At 46.8% G+C, this 18,803-nt stretch carries 14 protein-coding genes; 2 read left to right on the top strand and 12 right to left on the bottom strand.

Annotation, left to right across the window (positions count from 1 at the left end; genetic code table 11):
- Positions 1 to 596 precede the first annotated feature (596 nt).
- The 7 genes from NSQ20_RS05555 to NSQ20_RS05525 form a co-directional block, all read right to left on the bottom strand.
- Complete coding sequence (locus tag NSQ20_RS05555; protein ID WP_340032047.1) at positions 597 to 3,041, bottom strand: glycoside hydrolase family 6 protein; 2,445 nt, start codon at positions 3,039 to 3,041, stop codon at positions 597 to 599.
- Positions 3,042 to 3,611: 570 nt separating this feature from the next.
- The gene (locus NSQ20_RS05550) at positions 3,612 to 4,688 is read right to left on the bottom strand and encodes an efflux RND transporter periplasmic adaptor subunit (RefSeq protein WP_036606321.1); all 1,077 of its coding nucleotides are present in this window, start codon (positions 4,686 to 4,688) and stop codon (positions 3,612 to 3,614) included.
- Positions 4,689 to 4,716: 28 nt separating this feature from the next.
- Complete coding sequence (locus NSQ20_RS05545) at positions 4,717 to 6,087, bottom strand: ABC transporter permease (protein WP_340019398.1); 1,371 nt, start codon at positions 6,085 to 6,087, stop codon at positions 4,717 to 4,719.
- 18 nt (positions 6,088 to 6,105) lie between these two features.
- Complete coding sequence (locus tag NSQ20_RS05540) at positions 6,106 to 6,789, bottom strand: ABC transporter ATP-binding protein (RefSeq protein ID WP_036606319.1); 684 nt, start codon at positions 6,787 to 6,789, stop codon at positions 6,106 to 6,108.
- 212 nt (positions 6,790 to 7,001) lie between these two features.
- Positions 7,002 to 8,165, bottom strand: coding sequence for a hypothetical protein (locus tag NSQ20_RS05535; protein WP_340032046.1), 1,164 nt, complete (start codon positions 8,163 to 8,165; stop codon positions 7,002 to 7,004).
- Positions 8,162 to 9,628, bottom strand: a complete 1,467-nt coding sequence (locus NSQ20_RS05530) for a HAMP domain-containing sensor histidine kinase (RefSeq protein WP_076253375.1) — start codon at positions 9,626 to 9,628, stop codon at positions 8,162 to 8,164. Before NSQ20_RS05530 ends, NSQ20_RS05535 begins: the two co-directional genes overlap by 4 nt.
- Entirely contained in the window at positions 9,625 to 10,338 is a 714-nt protein-coding gene (locus NSQ20_RS05525; protein ID WP_076213505.1) for a response regulator transcription factor, read from the bottom strand. Before NSQ20_RS05525 ends, NSQ20_RS05530 begins: the two co-directional genes overlap by 4 nt.
- Positions 10,339 to 10,554: 216 nt before the next feature.
- Between NSQ20_RS05525 and NSQ20_RS05520 the strand changes: the two genes are divergently transcribed.
- Together NSQ20_RS05520 and NSQ20_RS05515 are read left to right on the top strand one after the other, a co-directional pair.
- Positions 10,555 to 11,031: an RNA polymerase sigma factor gene (locus NSQ20_RS05520; protein ID WP_036606312.1), complete on the top strand. Its 477-nt coding sequence runs from the start codon at positions 10,555 to 10,557 to the stop codon at positions 11,029 to 11,031.
- A gap of 261 nt (positions 11,032 to 11,292) precedes the next feature.
- Positions 11,293 to 14,040: a DUF5689 domain-containing protein gene (locus tag NSQ20_RS05515; RefSeq protein WP_340032996.1), complete on the top strand. Its 2,748-nt coding sequence runs from the start codon at positions 11,293 to 11,295 to the stop codon at positions 14,038 to 14,040.
- A 494-nt stretch (positions 14,041 to 14,534) separates the two neighbouring features.
- Here the strand turns inward: NSQ20_RS05515 and NSQ20_RS05510 are convergent, their stop codons facing one another.
- The 5 genes from NSQ20_RS05510 to NSQ20_RS05490 form a co-directional block, all read right to left on the bottom strand.
- A complete protein-coding gene (locus tag NSQ20_RS05510) occupies positions 14,535 to 14,795 on the bottom strand; it encodes a hypothetical protein (RefSeq protein WP_340032045.1) in 261 nt (86 codons plus the stop codon).
- Between the two features lie 319 nt (positions 14,796 to 15,114).
- Positions 15,115 to 15,921, bottom strand: coding sequence for a phosphonate ABC transporter, permease protein PhnE (phnE, locus tag NSQ20_RS05505; protein WP_100526573.1), 807 nt, complete (start codon positions 15,919 to 15,921; stop codon positions 15,115 to 15,117).
- A complete protein-coding gene (phnE, locus tag NSQ20_RS05500) occupies positions 15,918 to 16,769 on the bottom strand; it encodes a phosphonate ABC transporter, permease protein PhnE (protein ID WP_036672541.1) in 852 nt (283 codons plus the stop codon). Before phnE (NSQ20_RS05500) ends, phnE (NSQ20_RS05505) begins: the two co-directional genes overlap by 4 nt.
- A complete protein-coding gene (gene phnC / locus NSQ20_RS05495; protein ID WP_340032044.1) occupies positions 16,766 to 17,563 on the bottom strand; it encodes a phosphonate ABC transporter ATP-binding protein in 798 nt (265 codons plus the stop codon). Before phnC ends, phnE (NSQ20_RS05500) begins: the two co-directional genes overlap by 4 nt.
- 177 nt (positions 17,564 to 17,740) lie before the next feature.
- A complete protein-coding gene (locus tag NSQ20_RS05490; RefSeq protein ID WP_340032042.1) occupies positions 17,741 to 18,724 on the bottom strand; it encodes a phosphate/phosphite/phosphonate ABC transporter substrate-binding protein in 984 nt (327 codons plus the stop codon).
- Between the last annotated feature and the right edge of the window lie 79 nt (positions 18,725 to 18,803).

The following is an 18,803-nucleotide window of genomic DNA, read 5'->3' as shown; positions in this document are numbered from 1 at the left end:
GTTGTTCCTGAGTTCATCTACCTTCACGCTCCTTGAGACAGAATGGGTAACGCTTGTACACATCGATGATGATTAGACGTTCGATAATTCATAGAGGCCTTCTTCGAAAGAAGGTTTCAACCCGAAATGATTACGCTTACAAAATTAAAAAAGAGAAATCAGCTTGCCCGACTACCAGAGTGCGGTCCCCCTTCCATTCTCTTTCCAATCCGAGCGAGGGAATCCCGCCCATCGGGTTCTATTATAGACATCCTGTCTGCCAGACCCTAGGCAAATATCCGTCCAAAACGATTAATAATCAGTGTTTTTAGGAGTCATTAGGAAATAAGTACTTGCAACTCTGAGGGTTATCCGTTCCGGTTACGAATCGTTCTTATGATCGCTGTTATCCCCGGATTTTCTTCCATCCCCTTTCCAAGGGAAAAATCCGTTGATAAAGGCGAACGCTTCGCTTCTTCAGAATCGATTTCGTCCCCTCCACTACGTTTCTCAGTTGATCAAGAACTTCAATCTAGAATGACTCTTGTAAAGCATAGCAAAAAACCGCAATCCTCTAACACACAGAGGATTGCGGTTAAGACAGTTACAAGTAAAGTTTAAGGTTCAATACCCCATACCAGGTTTCCACCTTGGTGGAGTGTTACCTTGTTCCAATCCTGGTAGGATGTTTTCGTTGGATCGAAAGAGTAGTCATTCGTCTCGTCAAAGTTGGACCAGTCTGTTTTGTACATGCGAAGCTGGATGTCTCCAGTCTGTCCACCAGCCTGAATGCTGCCAGCTGCAGATGTGAAGCTCAGCTCCACATACGAGTCTGTGAAGGTCCGCTGGATATTGGCTCCGCCAACTTGAGCGTAATCGATGGCAGAATCCATCGCCGCTGAGCCTTCTTTGGAGAAGTAATACCGGATCTTCAGATCACTCAGATTCACAGCAGTACTACCCAGATTTTTGATGTTGAAATACGGTTTGATCTGGCTATCTTGAGCATTGGTATCTCCAGCACGATATTGCACGACAAGATCACTCGTTGGTACAACAACACTTTGAGGTGTCGCGGAAGCTACAGCGGAATTGGCACTTTGCCCTGCTGCATTCACTGCACTTACCACATAATGATACGTTGTGCCGTTCGTGAGGGCAGTGTTCGTGTAGGACGTACCACTCACATTCGCCGCGATCGTTGTGAACGGACCTGTTGCACTCAGCGCGCGTTTCACATCATAACTTGTTGCACCTGTAGAAGCGGTCCACGTTAGGCTCACCTGTGCATTGCCTGCAGTTGCTGTGAGAGCAGTCGGTGCAGCTGGCGCAGCTACACCTGCAACAGGTGTAGCTGTTGCTGCTGCAGAGTTAACACTTTCACCTACTGCATTAGTTGCCGTTACCACATAATAATAGGTTGTACCATTGATCAGACCGGTGTTGCTGTAAGATGTTCCACTTACATTAGCTGCAACTGTTGTGAATGGACCTGATGCACTCAGTGCCCGCTTCACACTATAACTTGTAGCCCCTGTAGAAGCTGTCCACGTCAAGGAGACCTGAGCGTTACCGGCAGAAGCTGTCAATGCTGCTGGTGCTGCCGGAGCTGTTGTTCCACCCGGAGGGTTGCCTCCACCGTTACTTGCAGGCAGTACAGGGAATGCGTTTTTCACCAGTGCCACAAATTGATCATGGAACCAGTGACCCGATACCGGAGCATTAGGCAACGCACCTGTTAATACACCATCCCGAGTTGTGAAGGTTGGATCACACATCCGGTCAAAACCTTTGCCTTCGTTATTCGGAATTTCGGAGCTGGAGCCATCAGATTCACCCGGAGGTTTCACCCATACATAAGCATCCAGATGCGCTGGTCCTGGTGCAGCCTTAGGTGCTTCACCAATACCTGCACCACTGGCATTACACCAATTCCCCCGATGCTCCCGGCGATCTACACGTCCGGAATTCACATAATCATTGATGTTGCTGCCCGTAGCAGATGCTGGACGGTCTACCCCGCCCCACCCATTCCGGCTAGTATCAATCAGGAAACCTGTGCTGCTTGGCCAGCCAGCTTGTACGAAATCGGCATACAGCGCAGCAGTGAAATCGGTTTCGTCAAAATAAGGATTCCACTCATAAAACTTGGCAGATTTAATCGGTTGTCCACCGATATTGAGATCAGGGTTAGACAGGTTCGGCTCCCCCAGCGGTGTAGTGTTTGCTGTATTTGTAATGAAGCCATCTGCACTGCTCAGACCTGCGGCTGTCCCTTGCACAACACTTGTATACAGCGCGACTGCTGCAGAACGATTGTTATCCCACCCAAGCCAGCCGGAGTGGCCGATATCCAGATAGTTGTACACATTTGGAATGGCGTGCAGCTTGTCCAATGCATACTTCACACCCGCCTCATAGATACCTGTTGAGCTGGCTTGACCACAAGCTGGTGTACTCAGGTTGGTCACAAGGTTAGGCAGACTGTCCGGTTCAATGACAGCAATAATGCGAATATCCTGATACTTCGGATCTGCGAAGATATCTGCGAGCACATCAATATAATCCGTTTTATAGGTCTGCAGTGCCGCCTGTGTTAGTGGAAGCTCACCATTTGATGCAAGTGCATGACAATCCCGTCCGGGCAGATTGTAAATAACAAATGAAGCGGTGATTGGTGTACCCGGTTTCTTTTGAGCGAGAACGGCATCAAGATGTTGCTCTACACTTTTGCGACCAGCGTTGTCCGTACCGCCATAGATTGCAGCAATCCGGTCAACCCATACTGCGGTTGGATACGATTTGATGGTCTCCATCTTGGCCTTCAACGACGCATCGTTGGTCAGTGCAATGGATGTATCCACGAGAGCTGAATAGTCCTGATTCAGATAGGCCGTTGCCCCTACAAATGGATTATCCACATGTGCTTCAGCCGCCTGAGCCAAGCCTGGAGACAGTCCAGGGAAAATCCCCGCCGCGAGCAGCGTTGCTGCCAACATTTGCTTTACACCTTTGCGCAGGATCTTCTTACCTCTCGATTTGGTTTTCAATTTAGTCTTCATAGTTCCACCTTTCCTTTAGTTAGATTGGGTTGTACTCATGTCTGATCCTCTGTGTCATTATGATGCTTAGCACGAAGAGAACGTTCGGATGAGTTGGTTGTATCACCTCCAAAAGAAATGGTTGTATCACTGTAATCTTGAGCAAACAAATGGTGTGTGAGGGCGAATCATGTGAATGAGTATAATATGGTGGGTGTGGTTGAACGTGTGTTAGACATGAAGAAGTGTGAATAATGACTTATAGGATGTCTGAATCCTAAATTGGGTAAGCGCTTTCTTCAAACAGTTAAAAAAAAGGCCTTCGCCTATCCATCTACAAACATGATGTTCGGTGTCACCTCCTTATGTTCTGATTATACGACATGTAAATTTTACTGTAAATTGAATTATATAAATTTAATTATATTTTTTTCCATAATTCAGGCAGGAATCTGGACATCCCTTGCTCCAAAAGACACACGAGGTCCATCGTGGCAATCTGCCACAATGAACCTCGTGTTTTTCAATGCCGAATTAACCGTTCGCCTAGCTAGTCACTACATATAATGTCTTGTTCTTATATTCCTACATCTAAGGCAAAACGACAATATCCCCCGGTTTCAGGCCACTAACTACTTCTGTCTTGTCCCCCGATTCCATTCCAGCCTGGATCGTCAGCGGCTCGGTCTGTCCATTGCCTTTGTCTAACAGTACGTAAGGCTCGGTCTGATCCCGCATGATCGCGAGGCTGGACACTACCGTCACTTTATCCTTCCGCATTGTCTCGATATCGCCTTCCAGACTCACGCCTCCATACATCCTGGCGTCCGGCTTCAGATCAATGACCACATCAAACTGTGAAGCTTGCTTGAGGTCCGTATCGGTACTCTTGCGGGCGAATTTGGACACCTTACTCACCTTCCCGGTGAATTGCAGGTCTTTCTGCGCTGTCATTCGCACCTTAACTGGCATGCCCACCTTGAGCCTGAACATTTCTTCCTCACCAACAATCGTCATAAATTTCAGTTTGCTGATGTTTGTAATCGACCCGATCAGCTGTCCTTCCGTCACCGCACGTGTCTTGCTATCCTCTTCATTCATCTGAAATATACCGGAAGCGGAAGCATACACAACAGACTTACTTATTACTGCCTGCTTTTTCTGTATCTCCTTCTCCTTGAGGACCAATGCTTTTTGGTTCAATTCATTCGTCAGGCGTTTACCTTCCCGATCTGCAAATGCCTTCTTGCGCTCCTCTTCCGTCACGCCAAGGGACTCACTCATATTCGCCTGATCCAGGGTAACCTGATTCATCTTGTTTTCCAGCTGAGCTTTCTCCAAATCACTCTGCAACTGTTCTACTTCCGTTTGTAACGTGGAAGTATCGAGGCTAAACAGGATATCGCCTTTGCTCACCTGCTCACCACTTTTCACGTGCCACTGCTTGATGTTGGAAGCATACGGAGCGAAGATATCCGTCTGATCGGTGTATACGGATTTCCCTTTCACCTGTATCGTTTGTGTCATCGTTTCCTGTGTCACATCAAAGGTAATCGGGGGCGGAATCTCTATAGGCGCCTCCGGTTTTGGCTTGTACTTTTCATACAGCCAGTACCCTGCACCTGCCAAAAGTACAACGGTGATGATAATTTTAATCCATTTCTTCATGTGCCCAATTTCCCTTTCGCTGATAAAATTACATTGATTTGATCACAGTTAATGCATTGGTCCGAGATGCGCTGATTGCCGGATATATCCCCGATACAATGCCAACCAGAACAGCAAAAACGATGCCAAGTGGCAGAGCCGACTGCTGAATAACGACGGTCATCGGACCATTCATCTGATCTGCCATCTGACTCGCCAGCAGACTGTTCACCCCGCCGAGGGCAGCAAAGGCGATCCCCACACCAGCCACGCCGCCCATTAATCCAAGCATCGCTGCTTCCGTAATAAACATCTGACGGATCTGCCACAGATTTGCGCCCAGCACCTTCATCACACCAATCTGTTTACGACGCTGATGCGTAGACATAATCATCGCTACAATAATGGATAATGAGGCCAGCAGCATGATAAAACCACCGATCCCCAATGCCGCTTTTTGGTACATCGCCAATTGACCTGCCATCGCTTCCTCCTGGAACAGATTACTCTGTGTGTTTAAAGTCAGCTTTTTAATCTGTTCTTCCACCTGGGATACATAACGTTTGTCCTCAACCTTGACCAGAGCTGAGTTAAGATGCTTGGCCGCACTGCTGTCGGCCTGCTGTAATCCAAGCTCATCCTGTAATGCACGAGCTGTATCGAGCGGCAGATATACTTTTTTATCGTTTTGAGCGCTCATATCATCCATGTTGGAAGGCTTCATCAGTTCTCCAGACACGCGTATAGAACCACTCATTTTGGTTTTACTCGCATTCGCATAATCTTCATATCGAAACTGAATACGCTGTTGCACCAACTGATCCTGCTTCGCAGACATTTCCGTAAACTGCTCCAAAAGCTCATTGTTATATGGATCAGCATTCAACTGCTCGAATAACTTCTGAGTTACTTTGGGGTCCACGAGTCCAAATGCAGCCCCATAACTGGTTACCGCCATACGACCATCCTCTGCCCCACGTCCCTCAGCATACTTGTATCCAAACCCGCCCAGGGTCTCCAGCTGGGTACCAATGACCTCAACATACGTGCTGCGACCATCCGGAAGCACCATTTCCAGCGAATCCAGCTTTAACATGGGAGCCACGGCAACAACATGAGGAAGTCTTTGGATAATCTGAATCTTTTCCAACGTCAATGCTCCCCGTTCAAACTTCGATGTCTGACCATTCCCCTTGCCGTTGCCGGTACGAATGCCCTCATTAGGCGTAATCGTAATTTCATCCATCTTGTAATTGTCGTTCAATGTTTTCTCGCTATAGGTCTGTACAGACTGCCCCACACTAAGTGCAATGATCATGGCGGCAGAACCGATGGACAGCCCCATCATACACAGCAGCGTGACCATTTTTCTACGAATGATCTGTCCCCAGGCCATACGTGCTACATCCCGTATTCTCACATTTCCTCTCCTTTTGCCTCAAACTTCCCTTACAGCCTCTTCAACCAATATTCCATGTTGCAGTGTAAGCACAACTTGCATCTGCTCCGCGACCTCTGCTTCATGTGTCACAATGACAAAGGTTGTATTCATATCCCGGTTAAGCTGCTGCAAAATCGCAATAATCTCTTCCTCCGTCTCGGTATCCAAATTTCCCGTTGGCTCATCTGCAAAGATCACCGAGGGTTCGGTAATGAGCGAACGTGCAATACTGACACGTTGTTGTTGACCGCCCGACAACTGGGACGGGAACAATTTTGTTTTTTCACCCAGTCCCACTTGTTCCAGCAACTTCAATGCTTTTGCTTTGCGTTTCGAAGGGCTTATCCCCATAAAAACCAAGGGTAATTCTACATTTTCCCGGATCGTAAGATTGGACAGCAGTTCATAGGATTGAAAAATAAACCCGATATGACTGCGCCTGAACTCAGCCAGGCGATTCTCACTGAAACGTACAATATCTTGTCCCGCAATTAGAATCTTGCCCTGATCCGGTTTCATCAGCCCTGCCATCAGATTCAGCAGTGTGGATTTACCCGAACCAGAACTGCCCAGCAGGGCTACCATTTTGCCTTCTCCAATCGTCAGATTGATATCCTGAAGCACCGGCACAGTTCCCTGGCCATTGCGGAACGAGTGGGATAATTGTTCAACTTGAAGCATTGCTGCATTTCTTCCTTTCTACTTGCTAAATATGTACAGAGGTTGTTCAAAAAGATTCGCGTAGCACATTCCCTTTTATTATAGGGTGGAGATGTATCTGGGCTGGCCGCAGTTGTATCCAACTTGTAACATGTCATAACAAAAAGACCTTGTCCGCAGAGCAGCTATCGCTCCATCAGACCAAGGTCTTATGTTCATATACTTTCCGCAGCTTACCAGGCTCTGAAACTAAAGCGGTACATTTCACTTTTATCCACTGAGCTGCTTACAGCAAATAATTCATCGTCATTCCATTTCAGACTGATGAAGTTATCAATATTGCGATAGATCACCGTATCCGACGAAATCTTGCTGTCATTCAGGTAGGCAACATGCAACTCATTTTTCTGATTCTGACTGTCCATCGGGAAAAAGTAAGCTATTCGGGATTCATCTGCATCCAGATCGAAGCTCCAGATCGAACCTTGTAATAACAGGTCATACTGCTCCTCTGCTGCATGATACCGATACAGCCCCTGTACCTTATTCATCGTTCCCTGGATGAGCATGTCACCATTTTTCAGCAACTTGTACTGTTGAATGTCTTCCATTGCAGCATACGCCTTCACTTCATGCTCATCCTCAAGCGATACACGATAGATGGCATACTTGTCTTTCAGCATCACCAGTATATAAAACTGTTGGTGATCCTCACTGACCTGCAACACATCCATAACGATAAACGTATCACTCGAACCTTTCCCTTGTTTTGGTCCTGTGAACATGCTCATCAGCTCTTCATTCGTGTAGATGACATGACTCGTCCCCTGGCTCAGATCAACTTGTTTAAATAACAGATCATCCTGACCGATGTAGGATTCGTTCCCTACAAACACTCGATAATACGAGTTGTCGTACGGAAGCTTGCGACGTTCCCCGCTCTGTATTATATACTCATACGTTGTCTTCTGCGTCTGACCTGCCCGATACTGGGAGTAAATGATTTTCTTGTGATCCGGGCTGATCGTTACACCGTAATCCGTATTAGCCGCAATGTTTTTCACTTCCTTATCATCCAGATGCAGGAGAGACAACTTGAGCCCTGAATAGGAAAATTCCGGCTGATTAAATATAATCGTATTCCGGTCTAACACTTCAAAATCAAAGATCGCAAAGTCATTTGGAATCTTGGTAGCCGACTCGATCTGAATCGTACTGCTCGGTGGTGGTGCCAGACGGTTGTTGAACTGCTCACTTGGCAAAATTACCGTTCTTGGTTTGAGATTTCCGAGACTGAACAGGCTCCCAATCCCAAAAATCCCGCTGACAAATGCGATCAACAACCCTGACAGCATCAATCTGTCACGGTTTTTACGCCAAAATCCAGGATGTCTCATGCGTTCATTTCCCCCGGAAGACTGATATTCACTTGTGTCCCTTCCCGCATGATGCTCTTCATCTCCACTGTTCCTCCATGACGCTCAACGATGTTCTTCACAATAGACAAACCCAGCCCGGCACTGCCTTTCTCGGCCCTGTTGATTCCTTTATCCTGGTAAAAGGGTTCAAATACATGTTGGAGCGCTTCAGCACCGATTCCTTCCCCCTGATCACGGATCACAATAGCGATAGAATCACCTAACCGGAAGGATTGTACTTCGATAATGGAGTTCACATCACTGTACTTGACCGAATTATCCAGGATGTTGAGGAAGACCTCTTTCAACTTATCCCGATCTCCCTGTAAATACTGATGTTCCTCCAACTCATAGTGAATGCCTATATTGTACTTGCTCGCCTTAATAGACATGTCCTCACAAGCTTCACGAATAATATCTGATATATCGATACGTTCGAACCGGTATGCCTGAATGACCGCAGAGGAGACCGAGACCTCCAGAATATCCGCAACCATCGTGTTGAGACGCTGGCTTTCCTTGATGATATAATTCATACCCTTGTCAAAAAAGTCCTGGTCGGTAAATCCGTTATCCCGTAAAATCTGGGCGTATCCCAGAATCGTCGTTAAGGGTGTCTTCAATTCATGCGTCACATTGTCAAAAAAGACCTTGCTTCTCGCCTGTACTTGCTTCACTTCGTCCCGCTCTCGCTCAATCACATCAATCTGCTCCCGAACCCGATCAATCATGACGGTGAAGCTTGAAGCCAGTTCACCGATCTCATCCTTGGTTGTAATCTGAATGTCCGCATTCAGACTTCCTTGGGCCACTTCCGCAGAACGTTTCGTGAGTACACGGATGGGTTGTGTAATTTTCCGGGAAATAAAGATGGATGCGATAAATACAAATACGAAAATAACCGCTGCAAACAGCTTGATCGTATTCTGGAACCGGAGATTGCGTTTGTACAAGTCGGTGTAATCCTTCTCCAACTGCACAATTCCAATCAATTGTTGATCCATCTGAAGCGGGAAGGACAGACTTGCTGTGACCCGACCTTTATCCACAACTGTGGTATAAGCGATCCGAGATTGTATGGCTTCCTCCACATCAGGATGGTCAGAGCGCTTAGCAACGTTAACCTTGCTACCAGCAGATCCGTAGGGCGAAGCATCGGGACGGTATACCGTAATCTCCCCACCAACGGCTGATCCAATCTGCTCCGCGAGCTCGCGACTCCCTGCTTCGAGCGAGTCTCTGCTCATGCGTTTGTTATGTATCAGAAAGTACTGATTCAGCGCAATGTCCAGATTTCTTTTGGATTGCACCATATCCTCATGCACTTCCCGGTACATATTCTCCTGAGCTACCTTATTGGACAGAATCAGCAGGACGGAGAATCCGATAAAGACGATGACCGAGAATAGCACCACCATTTTGAACTGGATCGTCCACTTCATGTCTGTACCTGAATATTCAGCTTGTACCCCACACCGAATACCGTTTCAATCATCGAAATGCCTTGCACACCACTATCCAGTTTCTTGCGAATCCGTTGCACATGAATATCCACCGTTCGGGTATCCCCTGCAAAATCAAATCCCCATACCTTGTCCAGCAGTTCAGAACGTGTATGAACCTTACGATGATGGGTCACGAGAAATAACAACAGATCATATTCTTTATTCGTAAGTCCGGCCCGTTCCCCGTCTTTCCACACTTCCCGTTCATCCTTGCGAATCTCAATATGCTTGCCTAGCCTTACCACCTCATAGGACTGATTCTCCAGTGTCTCGCTGATCAGATCAATCCGGCGAAAAATCGCCCGAATGCGCGCAACCACCTCACGGATATCAAAAGGCTTCGTGATATAATCATCCGCCCCAAGCTCCATGCCAAGTACCTTGTCCAGCATGTCCGACTTCGCAGTGATCATGATGACAGGTATCTTGGAGTTCACAGATAGTTGCCTGCACACATCAAAACCGCTCATATCTGGCAGCATCAGATCCAGCAGGATCAGATCCGGCTTCGAATCCCGAAGCAGATCCAGACCTTCTTTTCCCGTAGCTGCTTCCTTGATCTCAAATCCTTCCTTACGTAACGAATAGGACAAAATATCGCGAATGGACTCCTCGTCCTCAATAATTAAAATCTCTTTTTTTCTCATGATACTTTCGTAATCTCCCTGCTCTATGAATTTCCTTCATCTGCCTTTATTTTGTATCCCAAGCCGTATGCTTGAATAGAGGGAAGCACGAAATGTTACAACTCCGATACAACTCTGAACCTTTTGGAAACAACATCCCGATATACTTGGATCATAAAGAGACTCATACCAGACCGGACCCAAGCCTGATCTGTATCCAAGGGGGATTCACATCATATGAACAGCACTCAAATTAATGATGCTTATATCAACTATAAATCAGAAATCACAAGGTATCTATCCCATATCGTCAAACAACCGCAAGATGCAGAAGATCTGGCACAGGATTGTTTCATTCGACTAATGAACGTTACCGTAGATATCCCTGAAGATCGCATTCTCTATTATCTCAAACGCATTGCCCGTAACCTGGCGATGGACAGCTTCCGCAGGCGGACCCGTACACTCAGACGAGACAGCCGTCTGGAGGTACCTACCCATCACGTCGATACATCCCACCTTGAAATTAGCGAAGGTGTTCATGATCTTGTTTCCCATATCAACAACACCGAACATCGTAAAATATTAGAACTTCGCCTCATCCATGGATACTCCATTAAGGAAACGGCAGAGCTGGTGAATCGCAGTGAAGGCATGATTAAATCCTCTGTCTTCCATGCCGTCAATCGAATTCGGGCCAAAGTCATCTCATAAGAGATGGCTTTTTATTTGCGTAAAATCAATATGCACGCAGAAATGAATGGATTATGACGGGACCGAAATACCTATGGATATGTCAAAAGACCCAATTTTACAAATATCGAGTTAATTTTTACAAATTGTTATGACTATGTGAGATTTTCATGTGGTAGAATATGGACGAACTCATGAATCAACTAATATTTGGGAGGGATTTGGTTGGGTAAATTAACAGGTATGCGAGGAGTATTTTTAAAATCACTCCTGGCATTGTCCATGGCTTTGCCGCTTCAGGTCGGATTATGGAACGGAGATGCATCGGTTCATGCGGAAGGACCGACAGACCCGGCACCGTTCATCCAGGCAAAGGTTGTGAACCAAAATGCAGGTAAAAAAGTATTGTTCGACAACTCTCACGGCCAAACGGCTGGAGCTGCAGACTGGGTCATTGATGGAGGTTTCTCCGACTTCGGGAATGCACTCGCGAATGATGGTTACTATGTCAAAGAACTTCGCAAGACAACTCCATTTACCTATGATGATCTGAAAGAGTATAACGTATTCGTTATTGCAGAGCCTCAAGTTCCTTTCAAAACATCCGAACAAACAGCACTGAAACAATATGTTGAAACGGGCGGCAGCATCTTCTTTGTTGGAGATCACTATAATGCAGACCGTAATAAAAACCGCTGGGATGGCTCTGAAGTCATCAACGGCTATCGTCGGGGAGCATTCGAAGATCCGGCCAAAGGTATGAGCACCGATGAGCGTAATTCTGAAGCGATGCAAAATGTAACCGGCTCGGACTGGTTGTCCGATAACTTCGGCGTACGTTTCCGCTATAACGCACTTGGCGATATCAACGCCAATATCGTTGTACCGGCAGATCAAGCCTTCGGCATCACAGAAGGCGTATCGGCTGTAGCCATGCACGCAGGTTCAACACTTGCAATCACCGATCCGGAAAAGGCAAAAGGTATTGTGTACCTGCCAAAAACCAACGCAAAATGGAATAACGCGGTAGACCAAGGTGTCTACAACGGCGGCGGGATTGAAGAAGGTCCTTACGTGGCTGTATCCAAGCTGGGCGCAGGTAAAGCTGCCTTCATCGGTGACTCCTCTCCAGTAGAAGATGCATCACCAAAATACTTGCGTGAAGAGACAGGCACACGCAAAACAACTTATGACGGTTTTAAAGAAGCCGATGATGCCGTGTTGCTCGTGAACACCGTAAACTGGCTTGCTACACAAGAGAACTACACAAGCCTGACTGAAGTGAACGGACTTGAACTGGACACAGCTACAGCGCTGTTGCCATTCGAAGAGCCGGCTGCTTCCACAGAACCACAGGCTGAACCTTGGTCCGCACCTGCTGCCGGATATAAGTGGTACGATCGTTCCACGTTCAAGGCTGGTTCTTACGGAGGCCCTGCATCCAGTGCGAACGCTGCATACAGCTTCGTGAAACAGGATACCCTTCCGAATGCAGAAGATTTCCAGATTCGTGTAGTTGTGGAGAACATGGTTCCGAACACAACCGTATCCGGTTATAGTGCCGGTATCTATCTGACTGGCGGAACACAGGTCGCCATGATCCAGAATGAAAGTGGTACTTGGCCAACTTCGTACGGGTATAGCTCCACATTCAGTGTAACCTCGGACAGCCAAGGTCGCGGGATCAAAGATCTGAACGTCCGGATCAAACCAGGTACAACTGGCGCTGCCAGCTTGCGTCTGCGTCTGAATGGCAGCAACCTGATCACCAATGCCGTGACTGTTGGCAATGTGCCAGCAGAACAGCTTCCGGAAGAAGAAGGACCGATTCCAGCAGCTATCACCGTTGCTGAAGCACGCACCAAAGCTGCTGGCACTACCGTAACCATCGAAGGTGTTGTGACGACAGAGCCAGGTGCATTTGGTGGACAAGCCTTCTATCTTCAAGATGAAACTGCTGGAATCTACGTATTCCAGCACACTAGCGGCTTCCATGCTGGTGACAAGGTGAAAGTAACAGCAGCAACAACCATCTATAACAGCGAGTTCGAGCTTACCGATATCGTTGCGATTGAGAAAACAGGTACGGCTTCCGTACCTACTCCAATCGAGGTTACTGCAATTACAGATGCGAACCAAGGTCAACTGGTTCAATTGAAAAATGTAACGATTGAGAATATCATCAGTGCTACACCAGTTGGATCTTTTGAATTCGACGCGGTAGCAGCAGATGGAACGAGCACACACATCCGTGTAGACACCCGTACAGGTGTGACGGAGACTTCCTTCCCTTATGCTGCTGGTGACAAAATCGATATCACAGGCGTTTCCGCTATTTTCAAAGATGTATATCAATTGAAACCTAGAAGTTTGAATGATTTTGTACCTGCTGAAGAGCAAGGTGGCGGCGAAGTGCCTTCCACTCCAGCTGCAGGAGCACCGGGTAAACCGGTGCTTTCTTCTGATAATGGATATACCACTGGCCTGTTCGAAGGTTCGTACAACGTAAGCATGAACCTCTGGTGGGGTGAAAACGGTTCTGAGTACAAACTGTATGAGAATGGCGTTCTGATCGATACGCAGAAGTTGACTGCGGCTTCACCATCGGCTCAGTCCTCCAAAACCGCCATTACAGGCAAAGCCAACGGCACGTATACCTATGTAGCTGAGCTGACCAATGACAAAGGCACAACACGCAGTGACGTGCTGACGGTACAAGTAACCAATGCTGCTCCAGGCAAAGCTACGTTGTCCCAAAACAACTGGGATGGTGACGGCAACTATAACGTATCCATGAACCTCTGGTGGGGTACAAATGCAACCGAATACCGTCTCTATGAGAATGATGTATTGATTGATACACAAGCGTTGAACGCGGCAACACCTGCTTCTCAAAGTGCTACAACGGAATTGTCGGGTCGCGCTAACGGAACGTACACATATCGTGCTGAGCTGATCAACGCTGCAGGCGTAACCAGCACCGAGACAATTACGGTTCAAGTTACCAAAGCATTGCCTTTGGCTAGTTAAGTCTCAGTAAAGAAGCCTAACGTTTAACCAAGCAACTAAAAAACCGAAACCAACATTGCCTGATTCACAGGGCAACATGGTTTCGGTTTTTTAGTTGAAAGCACATATATCGGTGAAACGGGTGAAGTAGTCACGTTTTTTTGACAATCGTGCATGTAGAACCTCTGCCCAGAAAGTAGACACTTGCAGCACTAATGATAGTTATGCCGCTTCAGCCTTTCCAGACACTTCCTAAGTGCTAAAGAACCTGACAGATCTTATTCGGCCATTTGGGCCGAATTTTAAAATCTAACGAACCTCAGCATCGCTATTTAACTACATTTCAGTTGCCAAAGGGTTAAATCGGGCAAAACGCAACATATAGCGTCACTACGATTCGTTAGAATTCCAGTGATGCCTTATGAGGCTAAACAGGGACTCTCAGGTTCCTTAGCCCAGTTCCCGCAAGGCTATGCTACATTGTTTAAATTCTTTATCGCCGATGCAGAACGGGTTCATTTCAAACGTTCTGGCTCATAGCCATTTCTAACAAATAGAATGCTGTTCCATACAACACAATAAACGGCCACGGCGATGACACTAATGACAAAAATCAAGTTCATCTGTGTAAACGTATAACTGCTTCCCGTGAAAATGATCAGGATTGCACTGAGCCCAATATTTTCTCTGTTATGTTTTTTAAACTTCTGAAAAATCATTCTATACAGCAATATTAACACCATAAATACAATCCATATAAAATAAAATATATCCATAGGTCACCTTCCTTTCGAAAAACTCATTTCTTGTATGGCTATCTATGAGGAGTATTGATTAATATCCTTAATTCCCTTTATATAGAAACCTATTAATATTACATGGATTTGGAAAATAACTCAATCATTGTGATGCATATTCTTGGAATCCTCTTATTCCTCGACGGTTAGCTGAGCAACAAGAACGCACCGATGTTTATTTACAGACACAAAAAAAGACTATCCCTGCCAATATTCCGGCACCGAATAGCCCTCTCTTCTTACGCTATCAACTTATCTTAATTTATCATCTAGTATATTCGTAGCGCCACATTAACCCTTACACCAGCTTCTTACGAATATACCCCGAGATCAAGTCGATAATCGTGATCATCACGATAATACCCAGCAGGATTATACCTACTCGCGGCCAGTTCCGGGTGCTCAATGCAAAGATCAGTGGTGTACCAATCCCCCCTGCTCCGATTACCCCCAGTATGGTCGCGGAACGTACATTGATCTCGAACCGATACAATGTATAGTTCAGGAATCCAGGCATAACCTGTGGCAGGATGGCAAACCACAACTGCTGCATACGATTGGCTCCGGAGGCAAGCAGCGCCTCAGATGGGCCATAGTCGATATTTTCAACTTCATCCGCGTACAATTTGCCTAACATGCCGATGGAGTGCAACCCAAGGGCGAGAACCCCTGCAAACGATCCGGGACCTACTGCCTTAATGAACAACAAGGCCATGATAATCTCAGGGAACGTGCGAATAAAGCTGAGTACCATTTTGCCTGCACCCGAGATGGAACGATGCCCACTCATGTTACGGGCAGACCAGAAGGCAAATGGAATACAGAGCACGGCCGAGATTACAGTACCTAGTACGGAGATTGCCAACGTGTCTAGCAGTCCACGCAGCAGGTCTTCTCCCTCAGGCAAATATACAAACTCCCAGTCCGGTGAGAAAATTCCGGCTACAATGGCTTTCATAATCTGAGCGGCAGTTTCCTTGAAACCAGTAAACGGTACACCGGCAAGCGCCCAGACATACACAAGGATTAACAGTAACACAATGACCCAGCGTAGCGGGTTCTTCCGTGGTTTAGGCCGGATGCGGCTTGTTTCATTTTTCATCATAGCAATTTCTCCCGCAGCTTAGTACTTACATAATCAATGACCAGAACGATGACGAGGGTAAACAGAATGATTACGCTGGTCTTGTCATACTCCAGGAACCCAAGTGTGGCCTCATAGTAGAGTCCAATTCCTCCGGCTCCCACCAGTCCCAGAATGGCAGCCGCACGTATATTAATTTCGAAGGCATACAGCACATAGGATGTGAACTGGGCAGCCAGTTGCGGCACCACGCCATATACAATGAGCTGAATCCGGTTCATACCAACAGCCGTCATCGCTTCCAGCGGCCCCTGATCAATGGTTTCCAGCGTCTCATACGTCAGTTTCGCGATCAGACCTATCGAGAACACAGCCAGTGCCAAGATTCCGGGGATTGGCCCCAAACCAAACACAGCAACGAACAAAGCAGCAAGCAACAGATCCGGCACGGTCCGAATCAGGTTCAACAGAAAGCGCGCCGGATAGTAGATCCAGCGACTTGGCATCAGGTTACCGGCACAGATAATCGAGACTGGAATCGCAATAATCGCACCAATGGTTGTCCCAATCAGGGCCATTCGAATCGTTTCAAGCATGCCTTGCACGATATTATCAAAGTAACTCCACCGGGGCGGGAACATCTCCTTCAGCAGATCCAGCATGTTGGGAAAACCTTCAAACAACTCCGTGAAGCTGGCATCCGTCTGCTTGGCACTGGCCCACAGAAGGAGCAGAATGATCACTAAGGTGAGCAAATGTTTCGTACGCCCAGGCGGTTTTGGGCGATTCACAACCTGAGCCGGGCTGGAACCAGGTTCCTTCCCCACTCCGCCTGAATTCTGAAGTGGAACGTTGGACTGCCCCTTCATACCACAACTTCTCCCTGCTCATGCACAGCCTGCTTGTCCAACAATTCGTCAGCCAGAATTGGTCTGCCGTAAATTTCTGCAAAGCGCTCATCCGTTGCCTCTTCTACCTGGCCGTCGAAGACCACCTCGCCTGCTCGCAATCCGACAATACGGGTCGCATACTCTCTCGCCAGATCAATAAAGTGAAGGTTGACGATGGTCGTAATCCCAAGGTCTTGATTGATGCGTTTCAGGTCATCCATGACCTGTTTTGTTGTAAGCGGGTCAAGTGAAGCAACCGGTTCGTCGGCCAGAATGATTTTTGCTTCCTGTGCCAGTACACGGGCAATAGCCACACGCTGTTGTTGTCCACCAGACAACTGATCTGCACGGGAATAAGCTTTCTCCGAAATATTCACGCGATCCAGCGCAGTGAACGCCAGTTCAATATCCTCTTTTGGAAAACGACCCATAATGGTGCGCATGGTGGAATGGTACCCAACCCGTCCAGCGAGTACGTTACGTAGTACACTAGAGCGTTTCACCAGATTGAAGCTCTGAAAAATCATGCCGATGTCACGTCTGATCATGCGCAGCCGTTTGCCTTGTGCCTTCGTGATGGAACTTCCGTTAATCAGAATCTCGCCCTCACTAATGTCGTGTAGTCGGTTAATGGAGCGTAAGAGCGTTGATTTACCCGCACCGGACAGACCCACAACAGCAATGAATTCACCCTGCTTAAATTTCAGATTAATATTATCCAGGCCCTTGGTACCGTTAGCGTAAGTTTTGGTAACGTTATGAAGCTCAATCATGACAATATCCTTCTTTCATTCATAATGATCAACCATACATGAGTCCTTGCTATAATGGCACAAGCCAGCGCAGCGTAGATCACGCTGAACTGGCCTGTCCATTGCTACGATTAAGCTGTTCCCATCCAAGAAAGCTACTACAATGTGAACAGATCCCGAACTACTTTTGGATCAAAATTATTCACCTTTCACTTTTTCGCCATACTGACGAACGATCTCAAACTTGCTATCATCGGACTCTACATAACCTTCATGCGTATAGATTTCTTTGATGATCTGGTGACCTTCAGTATCTTTACCGATATCGATGAAGGCTTGTTTGATCTTCGCAGTCCAATCTGCATTCATGTCTGTACGAACGGCAATGGTATCGTTAGGAATAGGCTCAGTGAACGCCAGTACACGTGTATCTTCAAATACAGTCGGATAGTCTTTAGCTACCGTGTTGCGGGCATCTTGGAAAATAGCTGCTGCATCAACGTCACCGTTTAATACAGCGATAACACCTTGGTCATGACCTTTCAACGTTACAGGTGTTACATCTTTTAATGGATCAATGCCTCTGTCCAGCAACAGACCTGCTGGCCATACATAACCTGCGGAAGACGTTACGTTTTGGTAAGCCACTTTTTTACCTTTAAGATCATCGATGGATTGAATCGGAGAGTCTTTTTTTACAATGAACATGGATTTATAGGAATCCGCCAACTCTTCGGTTGGAGCACCTGTCTCATCATTTACACCGAAACGTTGTGCTTGCAAAATAACCTGCGCAGCGCCTTTTTCTTTAGCCAGTACATAAGCTGTCGGAGGCAAGAAACCTACGTCTACTTTGTTGGAAGCCATTGCTTCAATAATTGTGTTGTAGTCGGTGGATACGCTGACTTTTACCGGAATGCCCAGTTTGTCACCAAGCAACTTCTCCAGCGGTTTCGCTTTGGCTTCAAGCGTATCTGCATTCTGGGAAGGAACAAATTGAACCGTCAATTCAGTTGGCACATAACCTTCGACAGCTTTCTCTGTCTCTGCCGTAGACGTACCGGATGCATTAGAACTCGAATTATCCCCGTTAGCCGAACCTGTTGTACTACTGCTAGACCCACAAGCACTCAGAAACAGAACCAAAATCAACAATGGTACAAATAAAGCAGACTTCTTCAAACGAACACCCTCCAAAGAGTTTCTATTTTTCAGTACTTATCTACTATAGTTGCCAAATATTAGCGCGATGTGAAACGAA

The organism is Paenibacillus sp. FSL K6-1122 (genome assembly GCF_037977015.1).
Taxonomy (GTDB): Bacteria; Bacillota; Bacilli; order Paenibacillales; family Paenibacillaceae; genus Paenibacillus; species Paenibacillus amylolyticus.
Note: the sequence above shows the minus strand (reverse complement) of the source record. Positions and strands in the feature narration are given on the sequence as shown.

Excerpts from the sequence above, each read along its gene's own strand:
- NSQ20_RS05555 (WP_340032047.1), bottom strand. The coding sequence starts at position 3,041 with ATGAAGACTAAATTGAAAACCAAATCGAGAGGTAAGAAGATCCTGCGC.
- NSQ20_RS05550 (WP_036606321.1), bottom strand. The coding sequence starts at position 4,688 with ATGAAGAAATGGATTAAAATTATCATCACCGTTGTACTTTTGGCAGGT.
- NSQ20_RS05540 (WP_036606319.1), bottom strand. The coding sequence starts at position 6,789 with ATGCTTCAAGTTGAACAATTATCCCACTCGTTCCGCAATGGCCAGGGA.
- NSQ20_RS05535 (WP_340032046.1), bottom strand. The coding sequence starts at position 8,165 with ATGAGACATCCTGGATTTTGGCGTAAAAACCGTGACAGATTGATGCTG.
- NSQ20_RS05530 (WP_076253375.1), bottom strand. The coding sequence starts at position 9,628 with ATGAAGTGGACGATCCAGTTCAAAATGGTGGTGCTATTCTCGGTCATC.
- NSQ20_RS05525 (WP_076213505.1), bottom strand. The coding sequence starts at position 10,338 with ATGAGAAAAAAAGAGATTTTAATTATTGAGGACGAGGAGTCCATTCGC.
- NSQ20_RS05520 (WP_036606312.1), top strand. The coding sequence starts at position 10,555 with ATGAACAGCACTCAAATTAATGATGCTTATATCAACTATAAATCAGAA.
- NSQ20_RS05515 (WP_340032996.1), top strand. The coding sequence starts at position 11,293 with ATGGCTTTGCCGCTTCAGGTCGGATTATGGAACGGAGATGCATCGGTT.
- NSQ20_RS05510 (WP_340032045.1), bottom strand. The coding sequence starts at position 14,795 with ATGGATATATTTTATTTTATATGGATTGTATTTATGGTGTTAATATTG.
- phnE (WP_100526573.1), bottom strand. The coding sequence starts at position 15,921 with ATGATGAAAAATGAAACAAGCCGCATCCGGCCTAAACCACGGAAGAAC.
- phnE (WP_036672541.1), bottom strand. The coding sequence starts at position 16,769 with ATGAAGGGGCAGTCCAACGTTCCACTTCAGAATTCAGGCGGAGTGGGG.
- phnC (WP_340032044.1), bottom strand. The coding sequence starts at position 17,563 with ATGATTGAGCTTCATAACGTTACCAAAACTTACGCTAACGGTACCAAG.